Genomic DNA, 15,131 nt, shown 5'->3' on the forward strand with positions numbered 1-15,131 from the left:
CGAAGGCCGCGAACGCGTCTCCTTTGGGGTGGATTCCTGCCTGACCGGTTATGGGCGCCGAAGGTGGGAAAGCGGCCGTTCAGCAGGCTACTGTACTTCGACGGCAACGCGCCCCCATACCAGACTTCTAGCCTCGTTCACTGCTCGCCCAAAACCAGACGCCGGAATGCCCGAACTGGCGCGCGTTTCTATCGATGGCTCAGGGCCACTAACCGGTGGCTTCGGGGATCAACGTCACGCCTACATTCGGAGATGATTTTTCTGCTTTTTCGGCCTTGAACGGCTTGGGTACCGGCGGCGCAACCTCCGCGCCAGTTCGCCCACGGCATCGTCCCGCGCAAATGCCGTCTCGATAAGGCGGGCGACGGCGTCTTGAGCACTCCCTGGCCTCGACAGAGAATCAAGCCATCCGGCTTCTGCCTTTTGAACGTCCACCGCGGATAGAATACGCTGAAGGCTCACCGGTGCAATTTCACGAAGAACTTCTACAAACAAAGCTGCGTCTCTAAACCAGCTGGAATTCTGGCCAGACAGTGCCTCACCGGCAAAATTCTCGAAGGGAGCGAGCGCAGGCTCGACGAGATCGGGACGCAGTTTGGAAAGCTGTGCAAGAAAGATCGCACCGAACTGAAACTCGAAATGCTGATGCTGACTGAACCGTACCCGTTTGCCTGCTTCAATATGGCGAATAGCCACTTCGGGCATCATCACGGCAAGGCGCAGCGGGAACTTCTCTATGCTCTCCAGATGTTCGGCAACCATCGCGGCAATCAGCCCACGGGCGCGCCCGCTTGAATAGCTAACCGTCAGGAAGATTTCGTCCTGATGGGAGAGATTCGCCCAATTCTCGCCGACCGTTTTGCCGATGCGGGGCCAATCGATCGCCTCCACAGTAGCCCTGAATTTTGCGTTCGACGCCTTTTTCAGGAAGGCCAGAAAGAACGTGGCGTCTTGGAAGTCGAGCCGCGGGGTCTCAGACAGCTGGGCTGCCAGGATCTTGGGTTTTAGTTCTGCACACATGGCGTTCGCCAGCGCGAACCGCCGCCGGTTCGGCGCGAACTTGCCAACATACACTCCGAGGGGATCGGACAGGCGCAACACCAGGTCCGCGATATCTTCCAACGCTTGAAAGGCAGAAACCGGGTTGTCAGCAAACGCCTTACGAGCCGAGGGGGTGAAGACCTCCACCATCGCAAGGCCAAGATCATCGTCCCAGGCAGTTATGGCGGAACAGAACCGGGCGAAGGCTAATAAAGGCGCGGTGCTTGGCCATGATCGCGCGAGGGTAACAAGCCGCTCGCGCCTCAGCGCCGCCTCAAAGGTCGATTTCCATTTGTCGGGTCGCTTTCGGCCGATTGCTCTGATCAGCTCACCGGCGTGATCTGCAGTTTCCGGTGTGGCATTCGAGATTGCTTGGGCGATTGCAGTCGGATTGACCGTATTCACAATATCGGCGGCGATGTGTGGATGTTCGTTATGCAGCGCATTCATCAAGTCCTTGAGTCCGTAAGCGGCGGGAGGTGACGCCGTCGTGATCCATTCTCCAATTGTGGAGACGCGCTGGTGAAGGCGCTCGTACCAGCCATCGACGTATGCATCCAGATCCGAGAAGAGCAGCGCTGCGAAGGCGCGCTCCTCGGGCGAGGTAGCCTGCCAGCCTCGGGCGATCAATGGCTCCAGTGCCTGCTGGTCAACTAAGCGAGTCCAGCGCCGGCAGTGGCCGAGGAACAGCAGCTCGTGAAGCAGTATGCGAAGGCCCGCGGTCGGAAAGGACGGTTCGCGCACAGCAGCCGAGAGCATCTGGCCAACTACGGAGCGTCCCAACTCATCTTGTCCGTCGAGAATTCCGCCGAGCACGGCGAGGGCAAATCGCTGGTGAGGGCAGCGACAATCTGTGTCTGATAGAAAAAGCCGTTGCGCGGCGAGCCACGAAATTGCCCGCCCACAATCCTCATCCGCGATCCCATGCTGTCGGCAAAAATCGCCCAAGCGTGCCGACAGCAGCGGCGCGTCGCGCGCGGCAAGCTGGATGATCGCCGCCGCCGCGAGGACGAGATCGGTGCGGGCGACACGCGCCGCATCAGCTGCCTCTTTCGCGCGTTTCCACCCCCCGCCAAGCACGAAACAGAACTGCCATGGCTGGTCCGAATGGGCCGCGGCGTGATCAATCCGTCTCTCAAGCGGCTCCTTAAGATGATCTAAGCCAACATCATCATCGGCGCGCCGCACCGCGATGAGCGTTTGCTCCGGACGCAGAAGCAATCCGGCGGCGATCGTCCTCACGGCACGTTTGGCATCGAGCACGATCGCGCCGCGATGGAGCGGGCCATCTTCCACGCCGTTGTGAATGGAAAGAACCAGACGTCTCGCGTTGGCGGATTCCTCGACTCGGCGCAATGCTGGCCGCGGCATCAAATGCGCGTCGTCAACCAAGAGCAAACATGGATCGTCCGCGGGTATCGGGAAGGCATCTTCGCGCGGATCACGCAGGCGGCGAACAATCCATCCTCCCGCGCCAAACTCCTCGGCGGCTTGATACGCGCATACGGACTTTCCGCTGCCCGGGCCGCCCACAAGCCTGACAGAAAATGCACGCCGAAGCTGCGCAACGATCATATCGGCTTCCTGCAAACGAGGACAGGCGGTCGCATCGGTAGGCCCCAGTCCGCGGCCAAGCAGCGCGGGGCCGAGGTCGCGCTGGCCTTCAAACGACACTAGATCCCATGGCCCGTCATCCTGGCGCCGGGCGTTCGGTTGCTGCGGCTCGATCAGCCGCTTGATGTGCTCTCGAAGGTCGCGAACTTCTTCACCCGAAGGGAGCTCACGAAGCGCACGTAACACGCCTGCGATGTCGTAGGCGTGCTCTGGGTAAAAGTCCTCAACGACGTCGGGATGCCGCGCGAGCAAGAACTGAATATCTTCCCAGCAAAGCACCGTTATGGAAAAAGTTCCCATTTTCACGCGCTCGGCCGAAAACTCGCGCGCGGCTCTTTGTAGGCTCGCGTCTTTCGGCGCGGTCGTCGCAAAGATCCAGTGGGCCAGCGGCGGCGCGAACTTCTCTGCCTTGGCTAGCTCCTGACGAACTTCGTCAATGGTCGCTTTGCGCCCATAATTGCGCTCTTTGCCCTTGCATTGTACGCCGTACAATTCGCCGCGCGTGGACTGAGGTGATCCATAAACATCAACTCCATGTTGGGGCTGGCCAGTGCGGCCGTTCTTCAGAGCGAGAGGGTCGCTCCACTCGGCGCGGAAAAGGGCCAAGCACAGGTCTTCAAAGACAGGCCAATCGCGGGGCGGCGCAATCTGTTTCGAGCGGAAATCCATGAGCGTGTCAGACGTGAAGTGCACAATCGGTGGCGAAGATAGTCCGGCTTGATCCGCTTGTCCGCAAAGGATCTTGGCAAAAGCGAACGTGGAGCCGCCGATCGGCAACGAGCAGTTGCGCCTCATTTCGGACGATCCGGCAACCGCTGTCTCAATCCAGTGGTGGACTTAAGTCTGGCTTCCTATATCGCGAACTTGGCTGCTTCGCTGATATCGCTCCAGGCCGGCGGATCAATGCTTTTGACCCGGTCCTCCAATCGGATGTATCCGGCTTGATCAAGCATCTGCGAACTGGGTACGTTGATTTCGCCACAGTAGCGCAGGCTGCGATTGGCGGAACTTCAAGCAATGTCGTCGGAGCAGCGGGGTATGCGTCTCTGCTTTTGATGTCTGCAGACATCGACAGTATTCCGATCAAAGGGCAGCCGTCCGAGCGTGTCCAAGCGACCTCAGCCGAGCAAGCCGGCAATGGCCAAGAGTAAGAGCAGAGACGATTTTTCGCCCGCAACCAAACGGGCCATTGAGCGGCAAGCGCGCGGCCATTGCTCCAACCCGGCGTGCCGCCGTTTGACCCACGCCGCCACATCCGATGGCGCGGGTGAAATCAATATCGGCCAAGCCTCCCATATCTGCGCTGCCTCGCCTGGCGGTCCCCGCTACGACGCGCAGATGACTACCGACGAGCGCGCAGCCGCCGATAACGGCATCTGGCTCTGCGACGTGCACGGGCGTGCCGTCGACGCCAAGGATTCGATATTCACTGTCGACGTGTTGCGCAGGTGGAAGAGACAGACGAACAAGGATTCGTGGCGAAGCGTGATGCACAACGTGCCGTATGGGCCCGACATGCAAGCGCCCACGCCGGACGACCTGGGGCGCCGCCTTCGAGCAGCGGCCTCAGCCGACTTGGCCGTGTTCCGCCGAACACCCAAATGGCCGGGCACAAACGTGGCGCTCACGCTCACATTGAAGGTGAAGCATGTGGATGAGGCGCTGAGCACTCGCGCGCTCGCAAACGCCGTGACCACGTTGGACGACCTTATGCTTGTCGCAGCGCCTGGAATGGGAAAGACGACGACACTCTTTCAGATCGCTGAAGGAGTGTTGGAAATGGGCAACTGCACACCGCTTATCGTACCTTTGGGCGATTGGGCCACCGGTGTCGACACGCTGCTGGCATCCATCCTGAAACGTCCTGCATTTCACGACATTTCGGAAAAGGATTTCCGCACCGTCGCGATGAATCCTGGCGTCGTGCTGCTTCTTGACGGCTGGAACGAACTGGATCCCACCGCACGCGAACGCGCGCGTGTGCAAATCACTGCCCTCAAGACTGAATTGCCGGAACTCGGTCTTGTCATCTCCACGCGCAGGCAGGCCCTCGACATTCCTTTCGGTGGGACTCGGGTCGATTTGCTGCCGCTTGACGACGAGCAGCAAATGGAGATTGCGCGCGCCATGCGCGGCGAGGATGGCGCACGGCTCGTCGATCAAGCCTGGCGGACAGCGGGCGTCCGCGAACTCGTCACCATCCCTCTGTATCTCACGGCACTGCTGTCGCTGCCAGATGGCGCACTTTTTCCGACGACAAAGGAAGAAGTGCTACGGCGCTTTGTTGCAGCGCACGAGCAGGAAGCCCGTCGTGCCGCGGCGCTTCATGCCGTGGCTCTCGGCTTCCAGCAGGACTATTTAGACAATCTCGCCGTGTTCGCTACGACAACGGCCAACACCGCGATCACGGATAGCAACGCCCGGAAAGCAGTTGCCAAGACCGCGCGGGGCCTGATGGCCGATGGGCAGATGACCATCACCACACAGCCGGACACCTTGCTCGACACGCTTGTCAGCAATCACGTTCTGACTCGCTCCGGCGACACGCCGGGCTATTCGTTCCAGCACCAGCAATTTCAGGAATGGTACGCCTCTCACTACGTCGAACGACTGATGCTACAAGCCGTCAGCGATCCGGCAGCACGGGAGAAACTGAAGGCCGACGTGTTCGATCAGCGCCCGTGGGAGGAAGCAGTCCTGTTCGCCGTCGAACGGAGCGCGCGCGGCGACGCCGTGCATAAAGCCGCATGCAGCGCGGCCATCCGCACAGCTTTTGACGTCGATCCTGTCCTCGGGAGCGAGATGATCTTCCGCGCCTCCGACGAGGTATGGGCACCGATCGCCACCGAAATGCGGAGCCTCGCCGAGCAGTGGCTCGCGCCCGGCAAGGTGGATCGCGCGGTGCGTTTCATGATCGCATCCGGCAGGCCGGAATTCGGCGATCTTATTTGGCCGCTTATTTCGCACGCGAACACCCAAGTACACTTGCCCGCCCTCCGGGCGGCGAAGCAATTTCGCCCATCTGTGCTTGGGAGCGATGCCTTGGCGCGCATCGCAGCACTGCCACCGGACATTCGCAAGAATGTGTTGCATGAAATCGCATCGCGTGGCGGAATCGACGGACTCGACCTTGCGACCGCAATCGCGAAGACTGACAGCGACTCGGACGTAAAGGCGACGGTGGTCGACGCGCTCTCATTTCGAGGGGCCGATCGCCACGTCGCCGACTTGCTCGCTGATGCCGGCGACGCGACCTACGACATCCTCGCCGAAAAGGAACACCTCGACGATATTGCAGCCGATGCCGTACAGCGGGAACTCCGGCGCGCGCGCGAACGGCGCGAGGCTGCTGGCATTTCGAACTTCCAGCGCCTGCGCACGATCGTGTACGCGCCGGGCGGAGATGACCGCGACGCCGAGGTTGCTCAGATTATCGCCGAAATGGAGATCGACCGGAAACGCGATGGCGAAATACACTTGTTGTATGAAGCGCGAAAGCGATATCCGGAGGCTCTCGCTAACGGGCTGCTGCGACGCGTGCGCGAACACCGCCAACTCTTCTACGGCGCGGACAATATTCTCGCGGCCGCCGGGTTTGCCCTTGAGGACGACGCGCTGCTGGGGATCGCTCTCGAAGAAGCAAGCCGCCACGACGATCGCGCCGAGGCCGCCGCTTCAGTGCTGGGACCAAACGCTGTTGGCCGGCTGATCGACGCGTATCTTGCCGCTGGGAAGGTCGTGCGCGACGCCAGCGGGAAGTACAATCAGGCGGCGGGTGATCGCTTTCACGGTCTGCGAAACCGTATCGGCCACACGCCGGGCGCAAGTCTAGTGGCAGCTGTTCAGGCGCGGGCGGCAGATGCCGGCAATGAGGAACTTGCCCAGCTGGCCGAATTGTTTTCTCGCGAGATCGTTAGCGGCGATGAGCGGGCGCGCCCCTTCAAAGAGGATGGCTTGACCGCAATCGGAGTGCTGGCGCGCGAATGGGCCGAGCGCATGCTCGCCGCTGGGGATGAGAAGCGTTGGCGAGTGGCCACCATTGCAACGATGATGAGCCACGCACCGTCCGTCGCACATCTTCCGTCCTTGAAGAGATTGCTTGACGACAACTTACGCCGCTATCGGGCTTTCCACGAAAAAGCGACTGCGGGCGGCTGGAAGGATCGCGACGCTGTACACGAAGCGCAGCATCCGCACATGCACGAGTACCAACGTGCGTTTTTGGCGATTAATGCGCCGGAGACCTCTGCGCTGATGCGTGAATACCTGACGGATGAGCAATTTGGTGAGCTGGCGGCGCGTGTGCTGGCTGCCCAGTGGTTTGAGGCGAACGAACCCAAGGACGACAAGAAGTTCCGCAGCGGCGTAGATTTCTCGCGCGTGGAAGCGCGCCGCGAGGCGCGCGCCGGCGATCCCGCCGCGACATCGGTCGAGGCAGAGGCGATCTTCGACGCAATCGAGACCTTGATTGTCGACGGTTCGACGGATGCGCAGGTGAAGCTGGCAGTTGCGCTCGGCATTGTCGGGGCACGGCTCCCGCACGGCCAGCGTGACGCGACGATCCAGAAGCTTATTTCTCTCGCGCCGAGGCAGGCGCGCGCAGCCTTGCTATTGTCGCTGATCATCTCTGGCGAGGACATCGACATCAAGCTCGTGGCCCACGGCATAGCTGAGACCTTTGAGGCGGCCAAGAAGGAGACCTGGATTCTGACTCAGAGCGACGCGTATCAGCTACGCGATTGGTTGCGCCTTTTGCCATTCGCCACACCTGTCACCGATCTGCCCGCCATCGTGAGCGTCATGCCGGACGCGCAGCGCGAACCACGAATGCTTGAAGAGATGGTCGGCGGACTCAGCAGTTCGTGCTCGGACGACGCAGAAGACGTGACTTTCACGCTCGCAGAAGCAGACCCGCGTCTCTACCAGAACCATCAGTGGCGCGCGACCGCGTTGAGGTTCGGCACCGTATCCGCCGCGCGCCGCCTTGTTGACTTAACCGTCAGCGGCGCGCTCGACGGCAAGTCATACGACGGGTGGCATTGGCAACGCGAATTGGGTGGTTTGATTTCGGAGTTCTCCGAGGTTCGCGCCTATGCCTATGACCTCCTGAAGGATGGGCCGACAACGAAGCAGCTTGCCTTGCTAGCTAGCGCAGTTGCCGAAGCCCCTGACACGGATGGCGTAGTGATGCTGATTGATTTTGAGATGAAGACCGGACGTTCGTTCATGACGTGGCAGTCGATCCAAAGGGCCGTCACGGAGCACGTGCCGGCCGAGAACTGGGAAGGCGCTTACAATGTCGTGCCCGTCCCGGCGGTCGAGCTGCGCCGGAAGTTGCTGGCGATGACGGGCAGCGGCGGCAAGGATGACCCCGCCACCCGCTGTCTCAACATCATAGATAAGCTCCGGGACGAGTACGGTGCGCCAGAATCGGAACCACGTCATCCCGATCTTGCATCAGGGCGCCGTTGGCCGATCTTGACGCCCGATCTCGACGCCGAGGACGGGAGCTGAATCTGTAGGTGAACGATCCGGGCGAAATGTCGGCCCGAAAGGGAGCGTGCGTCTGCTTTTCCGGCTCTCTCATCGCAAAGCCGCCAGTCTGTTCACGGCCCCGATTGCGCCGTTTCGCTGGTGTTGGGCATCTCCCGCGGCCATGACCTGCTGGGGGGGTGGGAAGCGGACAGTCCGCTTGCAGGATGGAGGCTTCAAGAAACGACCGCTGGAGATCGCAACTTTAGCGCCAAAGTGTATCCGGCTATTCAGTGCTTATACCGTCCAAGCTCAAGCATCTTGAGAGCCGGACTTGAAGCCCCCGAGCCACTCGCTGTTTGGCCGCGCAAGAAGTCGAGCGTGGCTGTAGGCCCAATCCATATAAAGGACGGTGGCCGCCCTGTACCACCCTCCATGACGCTCAAGCGTCAGTGCGAGGTCTGGCTCATTCGAGTCTCTCAGGTAGATTGGCAGCAGAAGTTGAATTTTATTTCTGTAGAACTGGGGAACAGCGATTCGATAGCTTCTCTTTGCTAATCGTATGCTTTGCTTGACTGCCCCTTCAAGTGCATTTCGTGTTGCAACCGGAATCTGCTTATCGTTGGCTGCCTCGGCCTCAGCCTCTGAGCCGTCCTCAGGTTCTTCTTCGACTGGTCTACCGTCTTTTCCGACCTGTCCACCGAGTTCTTCAGGGAATCTCTTGAGGTTGTCGCGAATTATATGGTCCAGATTGAGCTGGACCTGCAGCTTCGGATCAAAAATCAGATCTTTTGGTTCGCTCCAGTACTCGACGAGGGCCGGAAACTCCATAAAGTCAGTCAGGACTCGGTCGCCCGACCTAGCCCAAGTCTTCAACCACCACTTTTTGTTCTCCTGTCCTGCGGGTCGAGACCTATCGTAGGTTTCGGAGATAGTAAAAACTCCAAAAATTTCTTCCTGTCCAGGAGTGAGAAGTCCAGTATTGAAACACGCAATATGATCGGCGAGTACGATCTTCTGCTGATCATACGCTCTGATGAAAGTGTTTGCCACATAACGGTCAAGAATGGGGTAATTGTTTTTAGAAGAAAGATGACGATTATTCCAGCGCTCCGGCTCGGCAAGTTCCGCGAGCGTTGCAAGGCGGTCATCCCAATCGGCTACTCGAGCAAAATCAAAAATTCTCATTCGCTATCCTCCCAAAGCCGAGTTTCAATTCTAGATAACCAGAAAACGCAAACGAGTGAATTTTTTTTAGCGACGCAGAACCCACCAATGGGAACGGCGGCTTCACGGATGGCACTATTGATGCTCAAATGTCCGCAATGGGGTCGCAAACCGACGATGAGAAAGCAGCCGCGCGGCATGCTATAAGTCAAACTCAATCCAAAAACGACTTCGCCTTCATATGCCCCCCTCACCCCCTCGCCCCCCGCCTCGGCGCCGGTTCCTCTCCCACCCCCGGCGCGGCCGTGCCGAGTTCGAGGCTTTCGATGCGGGCGCCGCGGCGGGCGATCTTGTCGGCGGAGATGGCGATCTGGTCGACGTCCTGCACGGCCTGGGCGAAATGGCGTTCCAGCGCGGCGGTGCGGTCGGCGAGGCGGCCGACATCCTCGATGAGGCGGCGCACTTCGGCCTGCACGATGTGTGCCTGCTCGCGCATCCGCTCGTCGCGCAAGAGCGACTGCACCACCTGGATCGACAGCATCAGCAGCGACGGCGACACCACCACCACCCGGCCCGAAAGCGCGCGGTCCACCACGTCGCCGAACCGCTCATGCAGGTCGGCGAACAAGGCCTCGGAGGGCACGAACATCAAAGCCGTGTCCTGGGTCTCGCCGGGCAGCAGGTAACGGGCGCGGATATCGTCGACATGCTTGCCGACGTCGCGGCGGAACTGCGCCTCGGCCAGCTTCACCGCCTCGGCGGTTTCGGCGGCGCGCACCCGGTTCCACGCCTCCAGCGGGAACTTGGCGTCGATGGCGAGCGCGGGCTGGCCGTTCGGCAGCCGGATCACGCAGTCGGGCCTCGTGCCGTTCGACAGCGTCGCCTGGAAGGCATAGGCGCCCTCCGGCAGGGCATCGCGCACGATCGCCTCCATCCGCCCCTGGCCGAACGCGCCGCGGGCCTGCTTGTCGGAAAAGATGCGCTCCAGCGCCACCACATGGCCGGTCAGCTCGCCGATGGTGCGGTCGGCGCGGTCGATCACCGCCAGCCGCTCGGCCAGCCGGCGCAGGTTCTCGTGGGTGGCGCGGGTGCTCTCGGTCATCGACTGGCCGATGCGGTGGCCGAGCCCGTCGAGCCGCTCTGTCAGCGCGCGGGCGAGGTCGGCCTGCCGGCTGCCGAAGATCTCGGCCATTGTCGCAAGCCGCCCGGCCGTTTCCGACTGGGCGCGGCCGATCTCGGCGAGGCGCCGGTCGAGCGCGCCGGCATCGTCGCCGACGAAGCCCGCGCGGCGCCCCAGCCGGTAGCCGGCAAAAAAAGCCAGCCCCAGCGCCAGCACCGCCCCGACGAGCACCACGGGGCCCGAAAACACCCGCCCGCCGATTCCCAGCGCCACCGGCACCGCATCCGCCCACGTCATGTCCGCCTTCCCTTCCCCGCGCGGCCGGCAGGCCCCGCGATTCCGCATACGATTCGTTGACCGCAACCGCGCCATTTCCTATGTCTGCGGCCATGGCAAAACGCGACATCATCGTGCTGCCGGACGCACGGCTCCGGCAGCGCAGCGAACCCGTGCAAACCGTCGACGACACGGTGAGAACCCTCGTCGACGACATGCTGGAAACCATGTATGCCGCGCCCGGCATCGGGCTCGCGGCGATCCAGATCGCGGTGCCGAAGCGCGTGCTCGTCATCGACATCGCCAAGGACGGCACGCCGCCGGAACCCCTCGGCGTGATCAACCCGGAGATCGTCTGGAGCTCCGACGAGATCTCGGCCTACAACGAGGGCTGCCTCTCGATCCCCGATTATTACGAGGAGGTGGAGCGCCCCGCCCGCGTCCGGGTGCGGTTCCTCGACCGCGAGGGCCGGGACTGCGAGTTGGAGGCCGACGGCCTGCTCGCCACCTGCCTGCAGCACGAGATCGACCACCTCAACGGCGTGCTGTTCATCGACCACCTGTCGAAGCTGAAGCGCGACCGGGTGATCAAGAAGTTCCAGAAGCAGGCGCGGCTCTCCACCCGCTGAGGCGGGCGGAGGCACCGGCCGCGCCCCCGCGGCGCGCGAGGCCGCGCCCTTCTCCAAACCCGAGGTTCGCCGCCCATGCCGGCTTCGACGTCCCTGCGCATCGTCTTCATGGGCACGCCCGATTTCGCGGTGCCGACGCTGGTCGAGATCCTCGGCCAGGGCCATGAGGTCGTCGCGGTCTATACCCGCGCGCCGAAGCCGGCCGGCCGGGGCATGGCCGAGCGGCGCTCGCCGGTGCACGATCTCGCCGCGGGGTTCGCGATCCCCGTGTTCACCCCGCGCAGCCTGCGCACCGAAGAGGCCCAGGCCGAATTCGCGGCGCATGAGGCCGACGTGGCGGTCGTGGTCGCCTACGGGCTGATCCTGCCGCCCGCCATCCTCGCCTTGCCGGCCGAGGGCTGCCTGAATCTGCACGCCTCGCTGCTGCCGCGCTGGCGCGGCGCCGCGCCGATCAACCGCGCCGTCATGGCGGGCGATGCGGAAACCGGCGTGATGGTGATGCGCATGGACGAAGGGCTCGACACCGGCCCCGTCGCGCTGAGCGAGCGGGTGTCGATCGGCCCGGACGAGACCGCCGGCCAGCTTCACGACCGGCTCGCCCGGCTCGGCGCCGACCTGATGGTGCGCGCGCTCGCCGCGCTCGCCCGCGGCAGCCTCGGCAGCGAGCCCCAGCCGGCGGAGGGCGTGACCTACGCCGCCAAGATCGACAAGGCGGAAGCGCGGATCGACTGGACGCGGCCGGCCCAGGCGGTGCACGACCATGTCCGCGGCCTGTCGCCGTTCCCCGGCGCGTTCTGCGAGCTCGTCATCGGCGGCAAGCCGGAGCGGCTGAAGGTGCTGCGCACGGTCGTCTCCCCCACCGCCCTTTCCGGCACGGCCGCCCCCGGCACCGTGCTCGACGACGGGCTGACGGTGGCGTGCGGCGAAGGCGCGGTCCGCCTTGTCGAGGTGCAGCGCGCCGGCAAGGCGCCGATGGCCGCGGACGTTTTCCTGCGCGGCACGCCGGTGCCCGCCGGAAGCGCGCTCGCCTGAAGGCGCGCCGCCCGGCCAACCACAGGAAGAACGAACGGCGGAAACGGGCCCCATTGCGGGTATCCTTCCCCGGCTCACTAGACCAAAATAAGAACTAAAGCGGAACATAACGAAGACGATGCCGCGCTACAAGCTCACCATCGAATATGACGGCGGCCCGTTCGTCGGCTGGCAGCGCCAGGGCTTCGGCGCGTCGGTTCAGGGCGAGCTGGAAGCGGCGATCACGCGGTTTTCCGGGGAAACCGTCACGGTTTCCGGCGCGGGCCGCACCGATGCCGGCGTCCACGCCGAGGGCCAGGTGGCGCACATCGACCTGTCGCGGCCGTGGCGCACCGATACCGTGCGCGACGCCATCAACGCGCATCTGCGCCCGCAGCCGATCTCGGTGCTGGCGGCGGAGGCGGTCGACGACGCCTTCGACGCGCGGTTCTCGGCGGTGAAGCGGCACTATCGCTACCGCATCCTCAACCGCCGCCCCCCGGCGGCGCTCGATCGCGGCCACATCTGGCGGGTGCCGAAGCCGCTCGACGCGGCGGCGATGGCGGCCGCCGCCGGGGTGCTGGTCGGCCGGCACGACTTCACCACCTTCCGCGCCGCCGAATGCCAGGCGAAGAGCCCGGTGCGCACCCTCGAACGCCTCGTGGTGATCGCGGACGGCGAGCGCATCGCCGTCGAGGCGTCGGCGCGCTCGTTCCTGCACAATCAGGTCCGCTCGATGGTCGGATCGCTCGTGCAGGTGGGCGAGGGAAAATGGACGGCGGACGACCTCGCCGCCGCGCTCGAAGCGCGCGACCGCACCCGCTGCGGCCCGGTGGCGCCGCCGGACGGGCTCAGCCTGATCCGCGTCGATTACGGCGAGACGGCCCGGCCGCCGGCGCCCTGAGCGCTCACGCGGCCGAAAGCGCCCGCGGCCGCTCGGCGTGCAGCATGTAATTGACGTCGAGGTCGCGCGGATTGCGGGTCCAGCGCCCGCTGACCGGATCGAACGTCACGCCGGTGCGCTCCACCATCGCAAGCCCGGCGTCCGTCATCGCGGCTTCCAGTTCCTCCGGGCGGACGAACTTCGAATAGGAATGGGTTCCTCGGGGCAGCCATCCCAGCACATATTCGGCGCCGACGATGGCGAGCAGGAACGCCTTGGTGGTTCGGTTCAGCGTCGCCGCGAACATCAGTCCGCCCGGCCGCACCAGCGACGCGCAGCAGGCGACGAAGGCCGGCACGTCGGTGACGTGCTCCACCACCTCCATGGCGAGCACGACGTCGAAGCGCGCGCCCGTCTCCGCCAGCGCCTCGGCGGTGACGGCGCGGAAGTCGATGTCGAGGCCAACCTTCTCGGCGTGGAGCCGCGCCACGGCGATGTTGGTTTCCGACGGGTCGATGCCCGTCACCCGACCGCCGAGGCGGGCGAGCGGCACGCTGAGCAGGCCGCCGCCGCAACCGATATCGAGGATGGAGAGGCCGCCGAGCGCCTCGGTATCCATCTCGTCGCGGCCGAAATGCCGGCAGATCGCGTTCTTCACGTAGGCGATGCGCACCGGGTTGAAGCGGTGCAGCGGCGCGAACTTGCCGCGCACGTCCCACCACTCGTCGGCGATCGCCGAGAAGCGGGCGACCTCCGCGGGATCGACGCTCGGCGCGCGGGATTCGGCTTCGGTCACGGCGTTCGGCTCCTCGGGACATCGGATCGTTCGGGCCAGCACCATAGAGGGCTTTGCCGCGGGAGGAAATCGGCGCGGGCCGACGGAGCACGGTCCGTCCTGCAAGAACGACAGGCGAGAACGCCAGACAAGAACGCCCCCGGGACCGAACCGCCCGGCGCGCCGCCGATCACGGATTTGGGAGCCGGCTTGCGCGTGCCGCGGGCCCTCTCCACCTTTGCGTTGAATCGAACGCCTGCCCTTCACCCCGGAGAACCGACCCCGATGATCGATACCAAGAAGCTTCTCGACCAGTTCCTCGGCGCGGGAGGCGCACAGGCGGGGGGATTGCAGGGCGGATTGCAAGGTGGCTTGCAAGGCGGGCTGTCGGGCCTCGCCAATTCCGACATCGGCAAGGCGATCCAGGGCAGCCTCGGCGGGCTCGGTGACAAGGCCGGGGCGGCCAGCCGCTCTCTCGGCGGCGGCAGCCTGGGCGGGCTTGCCGGCGGCGCACTGGCCGGCGGCCTCGTCTCCGTGCTGCTCGGCTCCAAGAAGGTTCGCAAGATCGGCGGCAAGGTGCTGACCTATGGCGGCCTCGCCGCCGTCGGCGCGATCGCCTACACCGCCTATCGCAACTGGCAGGCGGGCCAGCAATCGCAGCCCCAGGCGTCCCACCCGGCGTCCGCGCCCGCCGCCGCCCGGCAGGCGACCTCCGTGCCGGTGCTGCCGCCGCCGGAAACGCCGTTCCATCCCGGCTCCACGCCGGGCGGCGAACAGGCCCTCGCCCACACGCTGGTGCACGCGATGATCGTCGCCGCCAAGGCCGACGGCCACGTCGACGACGCCGAGAAGGCCCGCATCCTCTCGCAGCTCGAGCGGTTCGACATCGATGCCGACGAGCGCACCTTCCTCGATGCCGAACTCTCCAAGCCACTCGACATCGACGGCGTGGTCGCCAGCGCCACGACGCCGGAACTCGCCGCCGAGATCTACGCCGCCTCGCTGCTGGTGCTCGACGGCGACACGGCGGTCGGCGGGGCCTATCTCGCGCTGCTCGCCGCCCGTCTGAAGCTCGATCCCGGCCTCAAGGCGGCGCTGGAGGACGCGGTCGCCGCGGCGACCGCCGCCTGAGCGGCGGCAGCC

The 15,131-nt window shown here is 64.1% G+C and carries 9 protein-coding genes; 5 read left to right on the forward strand and 4 right to left on the reverse strand.

Going from position 1 to position 15,131, the window contains the following annotated elements; translation table 11 throughout:
- Nucleotides 1–240 precede the first annotated feature (240 nt).
- Complete coding sequence (locus BUF17_RS07130) at nt 241–3,450, reverse strand: PDDEXK family nuclease (protein ID WP_139282442.1); 3,210 nt, start codon at nt 3,448–3,450, stop codon at nt 241–243.
- A 342-nt stretch (nt 3,451–3,792) separates the two neighbouring features.
- Here BUF17_RS07130 and BUF17_RS07135 point away from each other — a divergent pair, with 342 nt between their 5' ends.
- Complete coding sequence (locus BUF17_RS07135) at nt 3,793–8,169, forward strand: NACHT domain-containing protein (RefSeq protein WP_073626922.1); 4,377 nt, start codon at nt 3,793–3,795, stop codon at nt 8,167–8,169.
- Between the two features lie 270 nt (nt 8,170–8,439).
- Here the strand turns inward: BUF17_RS07135 and BUF17_RS07140 are convergent, their stop codons facing one another.
- Both BUF17_RS07140 and BUF17_RS07145 read right to left on the reverse strand, forming a co-directional pair.
- On the reverse strand, nt 8,440–9,315 hold the full coding sequence (locus tag BUF17_RS07140; RefSeq protein WP_073626923.1) for a DUF3825 domain-containing protein: 876 nt from the start codon (nt 9,313–9,315) through the stop codon (nt 8,440–8,442).
- Between the two features lie 229 nt (nt 9,316–9,544).
- Nucleotides 9,545–10,711, reverse strand: a complete 1,167-nt coding sequence (locus BUF17_RS07145) for a DNA recombination protein RmuC (protein WP_073626924.1) — start codon at nt 10,709–10,711, stop codon at nt 9,545–9,547.
- 92 nt (nt 10,712–10,803) lie between these two features.
- On the opposite strand from BUF17_RS07145, the gene def reads away from it, so the two are divergent.
- The 3 genes from def (at nt 10,804) to truA (ending at nt 13,234) form a co-directional block, all read left to right on the forward strand.
- Nucleotides 10,804–11,319: a peptide deformylase gene (gene def, locus BUF17_RS07150; RefSeq protein ID WP_073627273.1), complete on the forward strand. Its 516-nt coding sequence runs from the start codon at nt 10,804–10,806 to the stop codon at nt 11,317–11,319.
- Nucleotides 11,320–11,394: 75 nt separating this feature from the next.
- Entirely contained in the window at nt 11,395–12,351 is a 957-nt protein-coding gene (fmt, locus tag BUF17_RS07155; RefSeq protein WP_175563635.1) for a methionyl-tRNA formyltransferase, read from the forward strand.
- 118 nt (nt 12,352–12,469) lie between these two features.
- The gene (gene truA / locus BUF17_RS07160) at nt 12,470–13,234 is read left to right on the forward strand and encodes a tRNA pseudouridine(38-40) synthase TruA (RefSeq protein ID WP_073626926.1); all 765 of its coding nucleotides are present in this window, start codon (nt 12,470–12,472) and stop codon (nt 13,232–13,234) included.
- Nucleotides 13,235–13,238: 4 nt separating this feature from the next.
- Here truA and ubiG read toward each other — a convergent pair whose 3' ends face one another.
- Complete coding sequence (ubiG, locus tag BUF17_RS07165; protein ID WP_244530794.1) at nt 13,239–14,009, reverse strand: bifunctional 2-polyprenyl-6-hydroxyphenol methylase/3-demethylubiquinol 3-O-methyltransferase UbiG; 771 nt, start codon at nt 14,007–14,009, stop codon at nt 13,239–13,241.
- Nucleotides 14,010–14,273: 264 nt separating this feature from the next.
- Here ubiG and BUF17_RS07170 point away from each other — a divergent pair, with 264 nt between their 5' ends.
- Nucleotides 14,274–15,119, forward strand: a complete 846-nt coding sequence (locus BUF17_RS07170) for a tellurite resistance TerB family protein (protein ID WP_073626930.1) — start codon at nt 14,274–14,276, stop codon at nt 15,117–15,119.
- Nucleotides 15,120–15,131: the final 12 nt, after the last annotated feature.

The organism is Pseudoxanthobacter soli DSM 19599, from assembly GCF_900148505.1.
GTDB classification, from domain to species: domain Bacteria; phylum Pseudomonadota; class Alphaproteobacteria; order Rhizobiales; family Segnochrobactraceae; genus Pseudoxanthobacter; species Pseudoxanthobacter soli.